Below are 15923 nucleotides of genomic sequence, written 5' to 3'. Positions count from 1 at the left end.
GCCGTCGATGGGTGACTGGGCGCAGTCACAGCATCGGTGGGAGGGCAGGCCGCTGTCGGCGCCGGGGCGGGCCGTGAGGTGGTTGGGTCGGCCAGGTGGTGTGAAGTTGTCCGTGTGTCCGGCCGTAGCCAGCCCGCTGACCTGCGGAGACACGCCGAAGGAAGGGCGTGGCTGACTAGCCGGAGGACAGTGAGGTATTGTGTCCTCCAGACGTTCGGCCCGGTTCGAAGGCATCAGAAAGCCGCCGGTCGAGCCGGGTGTTCTAGTGGAAGGCCTTGAGCGCGTTGGCCGCCAAACCGTGGCGCTCAGGGCCTTCTTGCGTGTGCGGGTGCCTGACCCGTGTTAGGTCTGGTCGTGGTGGTGTTCTCCAGCTGGCTGATCGGTCATCAGGCGCAGGCCTCCGTTTCGCCGAGCTCCAGCTCGCCTTGGACGAGTTGTTGCTCGCGGTACTGGTGAGCGAGATCGTCGGCTTGGACGAGCTGCTCGACGTAGCGGGACAGCGTCACACCGCGAGCAGCGGCGCCGGCCTCGGCGAGCTTGCGTACGTCGGGGTCGACACGTGCCTGCAGCCAGGCGTGGACGCCCCCGGTGCCCTCACGACGTTTGCGTCGTGTGTGGGCCTTGGTTCCTGAGGGCTTGGTCATGAACACCATGATGGCGGACGCAGTGTCTACACAATGAGCCGACACGCCAATTGTTTTGTAAGCACTTCATCACGGTGGACCTTCGCGGGCCTGGTGGGCGGCGGTAGGGCGGCGGTGGGACGGTGGTGGTGTGGCTGCTGGGCTGGCAAGGCGGTGCAGGGCGTTTCGTTGCTGCATGAGGTGAACATGTGGCGTTTTGCGGGCGAAGTAGCAGATAGCGCCTCAACCGGGCAGCCTCGTCGAGGCGACCGGTGGAGGTTGTCTGGCTTCCGCCGGGGCGGCCCGCTGTAAAGCTGCGAAGCGCACCTCACGCGATCCCACTCAAGATCAACCTGCCAGCGGTCTGACAGCAACAGCAGATGCAGTGCAGCCAGGTCTGCTGGTCTGGGCAGCAGCGGCCCCGCCCGGCAACGCCGGGCGGGGCCATATGTCCTGCACCTCGCGTGTTGTGGGTCAGCAGTACTTGTAGTCGCCTTTGCTGCCCCAGGAGCAGGTGTCGGCGGTCTTGCCGTTGGGGTAGCGCAGGGTGGCGGTGTCGCCGGTGTTGTTCCACACGTACCAGGAGCGGCCCCAGTAGCGGGTGGCGGTGGTGTTGCGGCCCTTGCCGGTCCGGATGGTGACCTTGGCACGGCCCTTGAGCGTGAAGTGGCCGAAGGTGTAGGTGTAGCCGGTCTTGTCGCGCAGCTTGTAGCCCTTGAGCTGGCGGGCCGAGCGGGAGGTGTTGACCAGCTGGACCCACTCGCCGTTCAGCGAGGCGTTGGAGCCGGTGTCCTTGCCGGGGGAATCGAAGTACACCCGGTAGATCTGCACGGCGCTGGCGGCCTGGGCTGGTGTGCTGGTCAGCCCGACGCCCGCGGTCGCCATCACCGCGGCCGCCCCCGTCGCCAAAAGCTTCCTCACCCGCATCCTCTTCTCTGTCTGGTGGTGTGGTTGGTGCGTGCCTAGGTGTAGCGGAACGCCTCGTGGTTTCGGGGCGGTACCTGCGGTGATGGCCGATGCCGGTCCGGCCGCGAACCAGGCGCCCAGCCTGGGCGTCCTCGCCGCTGCTGACCGGTGCTCCGCCCATGCTGGGTGCGGTGCCCTGACCGCCCCGAACCACCACGCTTGGTGACTCCAGATGCCCTCTTGGGGTCACTCAGGGGTCGGGTGGGCGGGGTGGCCAGCACGGGCCGGTGGAGCAGGGACGGCGGTGGGGGCCGGGGCAGACCGGTGCGTGGCGGCCGTACAGGGTCAGGTAGTGGTCGCGGGCCTTGGGGTGGCCGTGGGCGGCGGCTTGGACCAGGGCGCTGCGGAACTGCAGTTGGTCGCCGCGGGCGTCCAGCATCAGGGCGCGGCGGTAGGCGGCGCCGGGGTGGCCGGCGCGGGCGGCGCTGCGGTAGTAGATCTCGGCGCCGGTGGGCGCGGGCCCGGGGACTTCGGGGTGGCCGGGGGCGGGGCGGTCGTGGTGGTAGCCGGGCAGGGTGAGTTCATAGGCCAGTTCGGCGGCCATCTCGCGGCGGCGGCTGGGCACGGTGTGTAGCAGGATCTGGGCGGTTTCCTCACCGGCGGCGGCCGCCGAGGCCAGCCAGGCGTCGGCCTCGGCGGGCCGGTTCTCGCACAGCAGCAAGATGCCCAGGCGCGCGGCGGCGTCGCTGTTGCCGGCCTCGGCCGCGGCCAGCAGGCTCATTCCCAGCTGGTCGAACAGGTCGCGGTAGCGGCGTTGGGTGAGGTTGTCGGGCTCGGGCGGCAGGATCTGGGCCAGCATCTGCTCCAGCTGCTGGTCATCTCCCAGCGTCAACACCCCGCCGAGTACCGGAGCGGTGGCGTGGCTGTTGTCCTGGTCGGCGGCGCGGCCAGCGCCACTATCAGTGCCAGCGCCCGCACCGGTGCCGTGGTCAGCGTTGTGGTGGCGGGCGGGTGGCGTTGTGCGCGCGTCCGGGAGCGTGCTGGTGGGGGAGGGCGTGGGGGAGACCGGCGGTGGGGGAGGCGGTGGTTCAGGTGGGGGTGTGTCGGGTGGCTGCTCCACTGCGCCTATGGTGTCGCTGGTCACCGCCAGGTTCTCGGCCGCGGTGGGACGGGGCGTGGGCAGGGCCGTTGGGGCGATGGGGGAGCTCAGCGGTGTGTTGGCGCCGCCGGAGCGCATCCTGCGGTAGCGGTCCTGCCACCAGGTCAACCACTGGCGGTCCTCGCGGCCGGTGTCGATGCCGCTGCGCCGGGCGTGGTGCAGGCAGGTCAGCACGTAGGTGGCCACCCACCCCCACACTGGCGGGCCCTTGCGGCGGCGGTTGAGGGTGTCGCTGATGGAGGTCAGCGACAACGCGCGCAGCACCGGGATGTGGGCTTTGTGGCGGGCGACGACCCCGGGCGAGGCCTTGGCCAGCTCACGCCGCGTCGGCGATCCACACTGATGCGCGAAATCGACGAGTTCGGCGATGAACTCATCGAGGTCCCCGTCATCGGGGGGCTTGGTCGTCATAAGGGCTGCCCTCGCGTGCTCCCGGCCCGTAGTGATCATTAATGCGGAATAAATGGTCTCATTGGTCACTGACAGTCGGTGTCAGCCCGCGACTCCAAGGTGATCCGACTCGCTCCGCGATGATCCGGACCGTTCCGCAGTGTTCCGAAGCGTTCCGGATGGCGGAGTAACCCCAGGTAGACAGAGTGAGCAGAACGAGCCGGAACACTGCGGAACGAGCCGGAACGCGCCAATGCGTCGCTGGTCACAGACGCCCCGCACCCTGCGTTACAGAACGAAATTCTAGAGTTAATGTCACCTTTGACGGCTTGGCGTCGACTTCCCGGACAATTGGAGCGGTCTAAATCGACCATTGCTCCCCGAGATGTTCCGCTTGTTTCCGAAGCGCGGCTTTAGGGCGCAAGGCACAGATGCCGGTGGCTTACTGGCCACCGTCGCCGTCTTGCGTGTCCGAACCCTGCCCCTGACCGGCAGCCGAGCCGAAAGCCCTGACCATGTCTGCTGCCCTGCCCCCCGCGCCACCAGCTGAAAGGTGCTGCACCCTGCAGACCCCACCCACCGCCTCCAGCACCGCTGGCTGCCGCATAGCCAGACGCCGCTCCGGTCAGACGGTGTCCCCGGTGGGGCCTGCGGCGATCGGCCGCCGCAGCTGGGGGAGCCCCTCAGCGCCGCGGAGCGAACAGGAGCACCTGGCGTTGCTGTTGATGGCGATCTGGGCGCTGCGCACCGGCCGGCCGCTGCCCCCGGGCACCCCTGCAGATCTCAGTGAGGACGAGCTGGTGGAGTTCTGGGCCGACCCGGCGCTGGCACCCCACACCGACACCGAACCGCGAACACCATGACTGGGAACGCCGTGACCTATGCCGTCGCCCGATCGGGTTGTCCTGTTCCAAGGGCGCCCGGCGCCCGCCAGCGGCCGACCGTCGGCGGGCGCGTTTACCTGCACGCGGCTAGTGGTGCGCCACATCCCATGAACGCCAGAACCGCGCCCGATGAGGCCTGGCGATGATGCGGGCCGCCGCCTTGCCCGCCCAGCCCTGAGGTGCGCCGTCTCGATGCGCCGTCCTACCGCAGACCTGCCGGTGATCCCGGCTCGGCGGTGGTCTGCCTGTGCCCACCACGACAGCAGGCAGACCACCGCCACCGGCGAGCGGTCCTGTTCGCAGCAGGCCACCCGCCTCAACCGCAAGCAACACCCACCAACCTGGAAAGGGGGCATGCCCGCATGCGCACCCTAGAAGACCCCGACCACCCGCACATCCCCCAACCCGACGGCGACTACCGTGCCGGCCTCATCTCCCTCGGGCCGGTCGCCGGCACCTGGCGAAAGAGTGCTTACTGCGCCGAGTCGGGTGAGTGCGTTGAGGTTGCCCCGCTGACCGGACCGGTCATCGGCGTGCGCGACAGCACAAACACCACCGGGCCGATTCTGGCCGTCACCCGTGACCAGTGGCAGCACCTGCTGCACGCCCTGCGGGACCACGTCACCATCTGACCGGAGGAAGCCATAGTCCCGCTGCCAGCCAGGCGGCGGGACTACCCCGGGCAGGATCGTGGCGGCGGTGATGGTCACGGGTGGATTGCTTGGTGCGGATCGCGTTCGGTTCCGCTGTGCACTCGGTAGCGCCCTGGCTGGACTTGTTCTGACCGTGCCTTGATCTGGTTGCGCAGACCCGACGGCCATCGGGTGGCCTCATCCCACATCATCCCGGCCAGCATCTCCAGGTTGGTCCTTGTCACCTGCACCGTCCTCAGGTCCATGCCCGAGACATCCACTTTCTCCTCCAGCAGGCTGCGCTTTGCGTCCTGGGCATGGGAGAGGACGGGCGCGAGGTTGGCGTTGATGACTGCGGCCAGGGTCACAACACGCGAGTACTCGATGCGGTCGGGAGCGTAGTCGAGGGCATAGTTGAGTTCGCGGGCGGCGCTATGGGCGCGGTCGACGGCGCGGATCAGGCTGTCGGTCAGGGCGCGGTCGAAGATCGAAGCACGGGCCTGGCCGTGGGCCAGGTCGCGGGCACCGGAGAGAACGCGAGACAGGTCACGGGACAAGTTGCGGGCACGGGCGAAGTTGATCTCCATGTCGGCTGCGCAGGAGATGTCGAGATCGGCGGCGAGCGCCAGGGGCCGCAGGGTGCTAGCGGTGGAGATGAAGTCACCGATCAGGGTGCGGGCGTCGGTGAGAGCGTGAGCCAGCTGGTGGCAGGCGATGCGCAGTTCCAGATGGCTTTGTGCGTGTGCCGCCGGTGTTGAAGGACTGGCAGTTCCCAGTGTTCGGACAGTGGTTGCGGTGTCTGGAGGCAGCGCCAGCAGGGAACCCAGGGCCAGGCTGGGGTCGACATGCTCGCGCAGGTATCCCAGTAGTTCCCCGCTCCCGATGGTCAGGAACGCATCCAGGGCCGCATCGGTGGGGTCCGTGGGGGGATGGGTGTTGTTCTGGCTCATTGCGTTGTCCTCCCCTCGCCTGCCCTGTTGGCGGCCAGGTGTGTTTTCAAATGCCGCCGAGCCTTGGCTCGCAAGGTCCGCACCTGCTGGTGGGTCCTGCCCACCACGTCGGCAATGTCGGCGGTGGTGAAGCCGTCGATGTCCAAAGCGATCACGGCGCGGCAGTTGAGATCATCCAGGCGATGCAGCAAGGACACCACATCGCGGGCCTGCCCGGTCAGCTCGGCATGCTCTGGCCCGGCCGCCAAAAGCCCGGCCCCGGGTTCGGTGTCGGGCTCGGCATCGGTCAGCGTCAGCTTGATCTGCGCGGACCGCTCGGCCCGGTAGTGGTTGAGCGCGACCCGCCGTGCCCAGGCCTGAGGGTGGCGGACTTGGTCCCAACGTCCCTGCTGGACTTTTCTCCACCCTTGGGCGGCCATGTGCTGGGTGGCGTCTTGGGCATCATGCAGGTTTGCCCCGTAGAACATCATGAACCGCACCACCAAGTGGTACTCGGTGTCTAGGAAGTCCAAGAAGTCCTCGCGCATCGCCTCCAGCGTGCCGAGCGTTGGCGCTTTGTGATCTGGACTGACCGACTCTGGCTGTCCCTTCCACCGCCGGGATGTGCTGGGGCGGTCGGAGCCATCGCTACTCATCGCCAACCGAGGCGGCGCTGCTCGACCGGCACTGGTGGTGCCGAGCCCACAACCGGGCGTCCACCACCGTGATCACCGTGGCTAGCACCGGTGCCATCGCCGTCAGCACCGCAAGCAGATCCATGGGCACTTTGCCTCCCGTTCTTGCCAAGGGCTCTGGTCCGAGCAGTCGCCAGTGGCGAGCCCGTCGCCGGTAAGAGCACTCCAAGCAAGATCAGTGGAGAGCCGGCGCCAAGGTTTTTCCCCTGACAGCCGTCTTCCCTGCTCATCAGACTAGGAACAACGGCGATGACCGAGGCCAGATCGCCCCATCAATCCGGCTCCGCTGCCGTGACCCGCGGCGCTGCTGGTACCCACACTCGCCACAAGACGTCGCTTTCACCCGCCTGACCTGATGGGATCGCTTGCCAAGGTGTGTTCAACTCCCAGGCGCCGCGCCGATGAACGAAGCGCAGAGCAAATGCGTCTGAGCGGTCATGGATGATGCGGGGACCGGCGTTGCGCGGAACGAGTCTGGTCGTACGCTCAAGGTGGGGCGTGACCGCCTGACAAGGGGCGCCTTTAACCGATGTGTCACCGGCCGCCGACCAACGGATCTCGCCTGCGGTGGACTCAGAACAGGCCAGATGGAGGCGCCGGGGCATCCTTGCAGGTTCCGGGATGACCGGTCTCATCCCAGAATGGCAACCAGTCGAACCGGGCGCCTGGGCGAACGCGCGAACATCGTCACACCGCTGGCCCGCTGCGCCACCCATGTGGATCAATACGCCGCGGATGCGGACCTTGTGGAGGTCAAGGGCAGCAGGCCTCTTGGGACGGTGGGGCGGCGGATCAGGACGGTGAGCGCGGTGGCGACGTCAGTGTCGGGTTCGGCGGGCAGTTTGTCGGCCTTGATCCTGCGACCACGACGACCGGTGGCCGCCTCCGTCGCCGAGCCCGTATGGGCGCAGGGCCTGACCGAAGGCCGGGCCGGTCACGGGGCCGAGGAACCACCCGCCGATTGTGGGCATCTGACAGACACGCACGCTGCCGGAGCATCTCGTCCGCCTCGATCGGGGCACCAGGTGGGCCACCATGACCGCAACATGGAGTTTGATCATCACAACCTTCGGCGCCGTGGCGTCCACACTCCTGGGCGTCATCGTCGGTGGCAGGGTCTCCAGCCGCTCCCAAGAACGCCACTGGTCCCGCGACCGTCAGATGGAAGCCTGCGCGCTGTTGCTGCGCGAGTCCTCCAAACTCCTGATCGAGCTGGCCGCGATGAACGGCCGACGGGTCAACCCCCGCCCGGGCGAAGAGCCTCCTCTCCCCGGATCGCCATCCGAGATCGATTGGCGTCCGTGGAACGAAGCCCTATCGATGGTGAACTTGATCGCCGATACCCACATCGCGGAGGCAGCGCATGCGCTCGACGCTGCAATATGGCCGGTCCACTTGAAGATCAAAGCGGGAGGACTGCCGGATGGCACCTGGTATCCGTTGCGGGACCAGATCGAGGAGTGCCGTCTCGACTTCATCAACGTGACCCGCGTCCACCTGGGAGCAGCGGGCCACTCGCTGCGACGGAGCACAGGACGTCCCAACCCCAGCGATCCCGTGTGGGAGTTGCGGCGTTTCCGCACTGGCCCACCGGAATGAAACTCATCGCTAGTCAGCATTCCCGACCCGGCTCCGCCGCGCCCTGGGGTGTAAGACTGGTGTAACCAGGTACACCCGCTTGAGTTCGCCCAGTTCAGCGGCCGTGTGATCGCTTGGTCTGTGAGGAGATGAGGTCTGCGGCGCGCAGCATCCTGGCCATGTAGTCGGCTTCGTTGCTGCAGAGGGCGCCGAGAAGGCTCGCGAGCTCAGCGGCGCAGTCGACCAGGACTTGGCGAAACAGACATCAAGATCCAATAGACGCAAGATCAACGCAGAAGTCACACGTATGGGCGGTGTATGGGAGGTGTATGGGCGCAGTTCCGGTGCCCAGCCCGAGGCGGCCCTAACGAGACGTTCGGGCCGGGCCCGGCGGAGCGCGACGCCGCATGGACAGGCGTGGACGGGCGCGTGCGATCGTGGCGGGCGTCGCGGAGCCGCCAGCGCTCATGTGGACGGCCCGAGGAGGTCTTTCTGTTGGGTGTTGCTCTGATCGCCGTGGCTTGTCACTGCCTGGATCAGTGAGGGCCTGCTGCCTGGTCCGTTCCGCCGTGTTCGCGGTGCCTGGCTGGCAGGTTCCAGCGCCTCCGGGCCGTCCGGGCGGGTTGCCGGTGTTTAGGGGGTGGCGTACAGCGTGGAGACGCCCGGCTGTTGCGGGCCGGGCCGCCATTCCAGCCCGGTGATGCCGGACTTGATCTGGAGTACCTGGCCGGCCCATGCCTTGGCCTCGTTGTCGGTGGTCAGGTCGCGGCCGCCGCCGCGGGTAAGTGCCTGGACCAGGTACCAGCCCTCCGCGTGGGGCAGCAGGGCGAAGAACTTGGCCGACAGGGTGCTCATCGTGATCCACCCGGCCTCGGGCACCTTGGGGTCGATCGGCTCCCAGGACATCAAGGTGCCCTCGTCCGGTGAGATCATCGACTTGGCCCAGTTGCGGGCCTTGCGTTGTACCAGCGTCTTGGGGGTCTGGGCCAGGACCGGTCCGACGATGCCGCAGTGCGGCGTCCACCGCAGCACGTAGTGGGTGCCGGGTGGGCCGGTGCGCGGCGCCGGGGTGTGGGTGCCGTGCAGGGGGACCCAGCCCAGCAGCATCTCGCCACTGCGCAGCGCGGTGTCCAGGTCCCGGGTGAAGGTGTGCGGGTCGGTCCAGGGGTCCACCAGGTGCGTCACGCCCAGGAGTACGCCCTTCAGCCGGGCTGCTTCCTGACGGAAATGCTCTTCCAGAGCGCACTCGTAGGTGGGGAATGGGGCCACTTGGAGGGTGACGGCGATGCTGTCGGTGGTGAGGCGGGCCACCGCGCCGTCGATCGGGTGGTCCACGACGAAGGAACGGCCCGGCGGGACCAGCCCGGCCTTGGTGAAGTAACTGTTGTGCTGGACCTTCCATCTCTGGTCGTCCTGGCGGTTGAGGATCACCGACTCCAGTCCGGGGTTGACCACCAGCATGGGGCGCGGATCGTTCTGGATCGGTAGCATCAGCCCGCCGACGCGGAAGCTGAGGGTGGGCTGGTTGGTGCCGGTGATGTGCCCTTGGTTCCACTGCGGGGTTCGGCACCGCTGATGGTGCAGGCTGGCGGTGGCGAACACCTCCAGGTTGTCCACGACCAGGGAGGGGCGTTGGCTTCCCAGCGGTTTCCCGCAGCTTTGACAGTCGGCCGGCCACAGGTGCCTGGTCACCTCGGCCAGGCCCTCGTCGCCGAGCTGGTCCTGGATCTGCGGGGAGACGAGAACAGAAGCGACGGCCATGAATCCCTCCCGGGGTGGCGCGCGGTCGACGTCTCCTGGACCGTAAGCGGCCCCACCGGCAACCGGTCAAGGTCGGTCCCGAACTCCTACCGCTACGGCGAGCCGCCACAGAGCCGAGCGTGGCTGGCGGATTGATTTACTGCGCGAACCCCGTCACCGCCTGGCCTGCGCGGACACGGTGCCGTGTGATCGGACCGCGATCGGGTCGCGCGGTGGCCTGGGCGCGGGGCGACGTCGAGCGGGCGCCGCGGGGCCGCCCACGCTCACGCAGACGGCCCATCAGGCTTTTCCCGGAGCGTCCCGCCGTCGCCACGTTTCGTCACTGGCCGGATCAGTGACAGCAGCAGCGGTACCTGGTCGGCTCACGCTCCGGACGTAGGTGCTTTTTCGTCACGGGTGCGGCGTAGCCTGGTTTTCGTCACGCCGAGGATGTGTGACGAAAAGAAGAGGGGTGTCTCGTGGCCGTCTGCATCGTGTGCAGGACCGAGTTCGCCGCCCAGCGGCGGGGCCGTCCGCGCGCTTACTGTTCCCGGGCGTGTCAGGCCAGGGCCTACCGCGCCCGGCAGAACGCGGCGAACAAGGCGAGCATGGCGACGGATGCCGTGGGGGAGGGCAGGGGCGATGCCGAGGTGCGGCGTCTGGCGGCCTTCCACGCCGCCCTGGCCGTCGAGAGCGCCCTGAACAACGGGTGGGAGACGCTGGACCGGTACGGAGTGGACCGGGCGCGCGTGGAGGCGGCGCTGAACGAGCTGGTGGAGGAGCTGCATCGGCGCGGCCGCCCGGACGCGCGGCCCCGGTCCACCCGGTCGGGCACTCCGTCCACCGGGCCGGGCCGTGACGTAACACCGGCTCGTGACGAAAAGACTCGTGATGAGGAGGCGCGTGACGCAGCGGGGACCGGCCGCCCGGCCGATGCCGTCCCGGCCACGGCCGCCGCGCACTTGGCACCCTCGAAGCAGGAGGCCGGGCAGGGGGCCGGGCAGGTACCCGAGGACGGGCCCGCGGAGGCGGCGGTGACCTGGTGGCCGTCCACCCTGGGAAAGGTGGACTTTAGCCAGTTGCGCCGTCCGCCACGGGGGTTGTTGTCGGCGTGGTTATGGCAGTGGCTGGTCGCGGCCTACCTGCGAGGGGACGCCGGGATGCGCGATCGGCACTACCAGGCCTGGCACTGGCTGGAGACCATGCGCGAACGCCGGGGCAAGGAGCCGTTGGTGTCGCATCGGCCTCCCGGTGGCGGGCCGGAGGTGCCTGATCGGGTGTGGATCACCGAGGCCGGACGCGCGCATCTGGAGGAGCACGATGCGCGCTATCGGAGACTGTGGGATCTGCGGGTGCCCGCGCTGCGGGCCCCCAGCGACGCGGCCCCGGCGGCCCCGGCCACCACGACGGTCACCGCCGGACAGCGTGACGAAAAAGCTGACCGTGACGAAAACCGGGACCGCACCCCCGTGCCCGCTCCCGTGCCCGCCTCGGTATCCGCCGCTGTTGGCGTCGTTCCCCAGGGCGTTGACCACGTCGAACGAGCTGAGGGCGTGGAGGACGCGGTGAGGAAGGTGGTGCTGACGCAGCTGACTCATGCGGTGCACCTGGTGGTGGCTGATGGGCGGCGGGTTGGTTGGATCGACCGCCCCGACGACTACCTCGAAGACCGCCCTGAGGACCGGGCCGGGGAGCAGGCTGCTGAGGGCTGGCGGGTGCACGACGTGACCGGGCGGGTGGTGGCGACCACCAAGGACCGGGACCGCTGGGCCTCGGTTCGCCTCGCCGTCGAGGCGGCCGCCGCGTTGGGGGTGGTGACCGGTCCGGACACCGCCTTCGGCCTGGACGAGCCGACCGATCATCGCGGTCGCCCCTTGGAGGTGGCCCCGGCGGCGCTGGCGCGCTGGAGCCTGATGCGGGGTCGGGTGCCTGGCCGCACCGATGTGCTGGTGCGCGGCAGGTGCGTGGGCTGGCTGCAACGCCACGGCACCCGTTATGTGGCCTGCACCCTGGAGGGCCCGGTGCCCGGGTCGACCCGCCGCCGCGAGGATGCGGTGATCGTGCTGCTGGCGGCGCTGTGGGCGCCGGCGCCACTGCCGGTGCTGCCGCCCGAGGCACGGACGGCGCGCCGGGTGCAGGCCCGGCCCAAGAACGAGCGGCCGCTGTGCCCCTACACGCCGGGGCAGCTGGCCGCGGCCGTGGCCGACCCTCCTCGCCGCGAGGACGGCGGCTACCTGGTGGCGGTCCGCGACCGGTGGGATCCCGAGCGGCGCGACGAGCTCGGCGTGGTGCTCAAGACCAAGGGGCGGCGCATGGTGTGGACCGCCTACAACACCAAGGGCCGTCCGGTGGCCGGGGGCAAGACCCGCACCCAGGCCATCAGCCAGATGTTGGCGGTGCCCGGCCCGCTGTTCGGCGACCCCACTGAGACCGTCCTGCACGACCTTCCCGGCGACCCGGCGGGCGGCCCCGACGCCGCCGCGCACGACAGCGTGACGAAACCAGCGCCCGTGACGAAACCCGGGGGCGGCGCCGAGGACGGGCAGATCGAAGACGAGCACCAGGCCGACGACCCCGGCCCCTGCCCGGCCCGCGCCCGCCACGAGTGGATGCAGTTCACCTGCACCCGCCCGGCCGGCCACCCTGGCCCGCACCGCGCCGCCACCCCCGACCGGCACCAGAGGCCGGTGTGCTGGAGTGATGGCGGCCCGGTCACCGACCTGCAGCACCGCCCCCTGCTGAGCGGCGCGCTGCCGCCGGCCCCGCCCACTTCGCGTCGCCGCGATCCCGGCCCTTAGCCCAAGCCGCTGGACCCGCGATGACCCGGCACCCGACCTGGTCCTCGGCCCGGCCGGTGCGCAGCGGCGGTCCGGTCCGGCTGCGGGACTGCCGGGACCGCGACGTAGCGGTTTCAGGGCTGTGGCGGGAGGAGCGTGACCGAGGGTAGATCCTTTGTCGCCATGTGAAATGGATGCTCTGGCTTCCTACGTGACCTGGGCTTATACCTAAAAGACACCTCAAAACCCGATAGGGCGGCTTCCGAAAAAGGGGCGCTGGTGGCCCGCCCGGCCACGGCTGGTCCCACCAGGCCCCGCCGGTGCCGGCATCGCACCCACACCGGCAGCGGCAGCAGCTCGGCCCGGCGACCACCCGCTACCAGCCACCGGCCGCCGTGCGGCCCGATCCTTCCGCACGGCGGCCCTGGGAGCCTTTCGGTCGCCCACCCGACGGTTCTTGCACGCGGCCCCACCGGCTCATCGTCTGGTCGTCTGGTCGCCCCGCCTGTGGCCGACACCGTCAGCAGGGCCCCCGGACCTCGCCTACCCCACAGGAGGAATCATGTTCACCAAGATGACCACCACCGCCGTCGCCGCCCTGGCGATCCTCGGCAACGCCGCCGTTGATTAAGGCATCGGGAGAGGAGCCCGAAAGTGGGAAGTCAAGGGATCGCCGCGCTAGCAGTGACGGCTGTCCTCGTCGGCGCAGCAGGGAGTTGTGAAGATCCTAAGCCAGGACCGTCCGGGCCAGTGTCGGGGTACTACGAAAAGCAGGAGACGGCGATCTCGGTTCACTACCTGAACCATCGCCTAGGGCAACACTGCGAGACGCAGCAGGCGCACACCGGCCTGCGCGACCTGGCACGGGCACACAGCAAAGACCTGGCGGAGCACCACTCGCAGCTGATCAACCAGTATCCCGATGGCGACGCCAGGAAGGGCCACATCGGGTCGGACGGCAAAATGCCAGCAGGCCCGGACGGCAGAATCACTGCGCTCGGTTTCAACCACCAAGGCGAGAACGCCTTCTGGTATCAGGGCAAGCCTGCCGACGCCGTCGGTCCCGCCTGGAACTTCTGGACACACAGCTCAGGCCACCTCGCCAACCTGAACAACTGCACGTTCAAAAACCACGGCATAGGCATCTACTACAACGCTGCGACTGGCTGGACGTATCTCACTCACGACTTCGGCGGCTGATTACAGATCCGTGCTGGCGTGAACTAATACCCTGCGCGCGGGTCATCACGACTAGGCAGCTGTTGGGCATCGAGTTGATCGAGCGGTTTGAGTGGTGCAGGTTGCTACTGAAGGGATTCAGCGGGCAACGTGCTGACCTTCTGCACTGCTTAACCGGCCAGCCTCTTGGCCAGGATCAGGTGGGTTACCGTCACGGTATGAGCGGCCAGTCCTCGCCTGTTTCGGTGACGGAGTCGGTCCGGTGCCGCTGCGGGAGGTGGTTCATGGGGTGCCACCGGAATACGGCAGAAACAGGCCGCGCAAGATCACGTTCACCAGCAGCGGGCGACGTCGTCGCCGGTTGGGCTCCTGCATCTGATGCAAGGATCCTTCATCGGATGAAGGCCGGGTTACGGCTAATCGCATGTTGTGAGCGGGCGTCGGGCCAGCCAGACCGACCCGGACCCGGCGCACGGCCGGGCGGTGGAAGCAGGATCCCAGCCCCCTGGGTGGGTGCGGTGGCGCTGGAGGGACCTCCCGACAATCTACGCACGCACCGTCATTGATTCACTCCGATCGGTAATGAAGGGGGAGCGGCACGTCCGGTGCCGCCCGAGCAGCCACGGAGGACTCCATGCGCGTCCTGTCCCCCGACCACCGCCACCGCGGCCCTCGCCACCGCCGCCACCCTGGCCGCCTCCCTGAACGCCACGGCCGCCACGGCCGCCGGTGCCGCGTCGGCCACGGCCGCCAGCGCCGCCCCCACCGGGCTGATCCTGTACTCCCAGCCCAACTTCAAGGGCACGCGCGTGCTGGTGCCCCTGCCCGACCGCGCCAACCACCGAAGCGACCATCGCACCGCCACCACCGCGGGCCCGCTCGACCAGTGCGCCAGAGTCGCAGTCACAGCTCAATATGTCCTGGGGTCGATGGAGAGCGTGACCGAGGACTTCTCGGCCGATCTCTACAAGGACGACTACTGCGCGGGCACGCCCCAGATGACCGTCAACCCCATGCAGCGCATCGCCAACACGTCCCTGAACATGCGGTCGGTGCGATGGCACTCGCCGGGATGAGCGGCTGCGTGCCGGGCGCCGGTCTTCTCCCGCCGCGTCCGGACCGAAACCCGGCGCGTGGCCGGGCGGCTTTTACGGCCGGTGACCTGCGGCGATCGTGCTCGTTGGCGGCTCGCCGTAGCGGCAGGAGTTCGGGGCCAACACCAAACCCCAGCCTGGACAGAACCCGGATTCTGTCGGGTGTGCGGCACACAGTATGGCGAGCGCCCCGGGGAACCGGCGGCCGGGGGCGGCGACCGGACAGGAGTGGTAACCGCCCCCCGGCCTAGGTGTAGTAGCCCGCAGGGTTGTTGACGCGGGTGATGGGAGGTTGTCCGCCTAGCGCGGTGTGGCTGCGGTGGTGGTTGTAGAGGTGCAGAAAGTGGGCCAGTGCGGCGGTGCGTTGCTGGTGGGAGATGTAGGGCCGGGCGTAGGCCCATTCCTCGGTCAGGGTGCGGTTGAAGCGTTCGACCTTGCCGTTGGTCTGGGGCCGGTAGGGCCGGATGCGTTTGTGGGTGATGCCCGCATCGGTCAGAGCCTGGGTGAACAGTTGGGATTTGTAGCAGGAGCCGTTGTCGGTCAGGACGCGCTGGACGGTGATCCCATGGGCGGCGAAGAACGCGTTGGCGCGTTGCCAGAAGGCGATGGCGGTGTGTTGTCGCTGGTCGGGCAGGATCTCGCTGTAGGCCAGGCGGGAGTGATCGTCGATGGCCGAGTGGATGTAGCTGTAGCCGATCACCGGTTTGCAGCTCTTGCGCCGGTCAGTGGTGGCGATCTTGTTGTCCATCGCGGTGCGGCGGTCCATCACCCGGTGGCCGCCGCCGTCGGGGATGTTGCCCAGCTTCTTGATGTCGATGTGCACCAACTCGCCCGGCAGGTGCCGTTCATAGCGTCGGATGGGTTGTCCGGTCGGGCGGTCGAGCCAGGCCAGCCGGTTGAGAGCGTGGCGGACCAGGACGCGGTGGACGGTGGAGGAGGGCAGGCCCAGGATCGGGCCGATCCGGGCCGGGCCGAGCTTGCGTTCCCGACGCAGCCGGCACACCGCGTCCTCGGTCGCGGCGGGGGTGCGGTGGGGTGTGGTGTGCGGTCGACTGGAACGGTCGGCCAGGCCCGCCTCGCCCTCGGACCGCCATCGACCGATCCACTTGTGGGCGGTGGCTCGGGAGATGCCCATCTCGGCGGCCACGTGCGCGACCGGGCGCCCTGCCAGGACGCGCGCGACCAGGATTCGTCTGCCGTGAACGGTCAACCTGGCGTTACGGTGGACCATGAAGACCTCCGTTGTGGTGTGGAGCCTAGACACCTCCACCACACCGGAGGTCTTCCTCATTCACCAGAGCCCCATCGGTGTCAACAACGTTCGTGGTCAGTACACC

13 protein-coding genes are annotated in these 15923 nt (G+C 68.6%); 6 read left to right on the top strand and 7 right to left on the bottom strand.

The window, feature by feature from the left end:
* Positions 1–386: 386 nt before the first annotated feature.
* The 3 genes from AKI01S_RS51225 to AKI01S_RS53000 all read right to left on the bottom strand — a co-directional run bounded on the left by AKI01S_RS51225 (position 387) and on the right by AKI01S_RS53000 (position 3099).
* On the bottom strand, positions 387–644 hold the full coding sequence (locus tag AKI01S_RS51225) for a hypothetical protein (RefSeq protein WP_157420445.1): 258 nt from the start codon (positions 642–644) through the stop codon (positions 387–389).
* A gap of 453 nt (positions 645–1097) precedes the next feature.
* The gene (locus AKI01S_RS37540) at positions 1098–1544 is read right to left on the bottom strand and encodes a lamin tail domain-containing protein (RefSeq protein WP_439951704.1); all 447 of its coding nucleotides are present in this window, start codon (positions 1542–1544) and stop codon (positions 1098–1100) included.
* A gap of 235 nt (positions 1545–1779) precedes the next feature.
* Positions 1780–3099, bottom strand: a complete 1320-nt coding sequence (locus AKI01S_RS53000; protein WP_157420444.1) for a hypothetical protein — start codon at positions 3097–3099, stop codon at positions 1780–1782.
* Between the two features lie 620 nt (positions 3100–3719).
* On the opposite strand from AKI01S_RS53000, the gene AKI01S_RS37530 reads away from it, so the two are divergent.
* Together AKI01S_RS37530 and AKI01S_RS37525 are read left to right on the top strand one after the other, a co-directional pair.
* Complete coding sequence (locus AKI01S_RS37530) at positions 3720–3941, top strand: hypothetical protein (protein ID WP_067829142.1); 222 nt, start codon at positions 3720–3722, stop codon at positions 3939–3941.
* A gap of 383 nt (positions 3942–4324) precedes the next feature.
* Complete coding sequence (locus tag AKI01S_RS37525) at positions 4325–4594, top strand: DUF397 domain-containing protein (protein WP_084000642.1); 270 nt, start codon at positions 4325–4327, stop codon at positions 4592–4594.
* A gap of 74 nt (positions 4595–4668) precedes the next feature.
* Here the strand turns inward: AKI01S_RS37525 and AKI01S_RS37520 are convergent, their stop codons facing one another.
* Together AKI01S_RS37520 and AKI01S_RS37515 are read right to left on the bottom strand one after the other, a co-directional pair.
* The gene (locus AKI01S_RS37520) at positions 4669–5544 is read right to left on the bottom strand and encodes a hypothetical protein (protein ID WP_067829139.1); all 876 of its coding nucleotides are present in this window, start codon (positions 5542–5544) and stop codon (positions 4669–4671) included.
* On the bottom strand, positions 5541–6071 hold the full coding sequence (locus AKI01S_RS37515) for an RNA polymerase sigma factor (RefSeq protein WP_067829136.1): 531 nt from the start codon (positions 6069–6071) through the stop codon (positions 5541–5543). Before AKI01S_RS37515 ends, AKI01S_RS37520 begins: the two co-directional genes overlap by 4 nt.
* 1182 nt (positions 6072–7253) lie before the next feature.
* Here AKI01S_RS37515 and AKI01S_RS37510 point away from each other — a divergent pair.
* Positions 7254–7817 (top strand): hypothetical protein, encoded by a 564-nt coding sequence (locus tag AKI01S_RS37510; RefSeq protein ID WP_157420443.1) that lies wholly within the window; start codon positions 7254–7256, stop codon positions 7815–7817.
* A 612-nt stretch (positions 7818–8429) separates the two neighbouring features.
* Here the strand turns inward: AKI01S_RS37510 and AKI01S_RS37505 are convergent.
* Complete coding sequence (locus tag AKI01S_RS37505; RefSeq protein ID WP_067829130.1) at positions 8430–9557, bottom strand: hypothetical protein; 1128 nt, start codon at positions 9555–9557, stop codon at positions 8430–8432.
* Positions 9558–10144: 587 nt separating this feature from the next.
* On the opposite strand from AKI01S_RS37505, the gene AKI01S_RS37500 reads away from it, so the two are divergent.
* The 3 genes from AKI01S_RS37500 (at position 10145) to AKI01S_RS51215 (ending at position 14568) form a co-directional block, all read left to right on the top strand.
* Positions 10145–12334 carry a hypothetical protein gene (locus tag AKI01S_RS37500; protein WP_157420442.1) on the top strand — a complete coding sequence of 730 codons (2190 nt, stop codon included), beginning with the start codon at positions 10145–10147 and terminating at the stop codon, positions 12332–12334.
* A 729-nt stretch (positions 12335–13063) separates the two neighbouring features.
* The gene (locus tag AKI01S_RS37495; protein WP_067829124.1) at positions 13064–13513 is read left to right on the top strand and encodes a CAP domain-containing protein; all 450 of its coding nucleotides are present in this window, start codon (positions 13064–13066) and stop codon (positions 13511–13513) included.
* A gap of 584 nt (positions 13514–14097) precedes the next feature.
* A complete protein-coding gene (locus tag AKI01S_RS51215) occupies positions 14098–14568 on the top strand; it encodes a hypothetical protein (RefSeq protein ID WP_067829121.1) in 471 nt (156 codons plus the stop codon).
* 265 nt (positions 14569–14833) lie between these two features.
* Here the strand turns inward: AKI01S_RS51215 and AKI01S_RS37485 are convergent, their stop codons facing one another.
* The gene (locus AKI01S_RS37485; RefSeq protein ID WP_067829118.1) at positions 14834–15817 is read right to left on the bottom strand and encodes an IS481 family transposase; all 984 of its coding nucleotides are present in this window, start codon (positions 15815–15817) and stop codon (positions 14834–14836) included.
* Positions 15818–15923: the final 106 nt, after the last annotated feature.

Source organism: Actinomadura kijaniata NBRC 14229 (genome assembly GCF_001552175.1).
Classification (GTDB): domain Bacteria; phylum Actinomycetota; class Actinomycetes; order Streptosporangiales; family Streptosporangiaceae; genus Spirillospora; species Spirillospora kijaniata.
The sequence above is the reverse complement of the archived record's forward strand: the minus strand, read 5'-3'. Positions and strand labels throughout refer to the sequence as shown.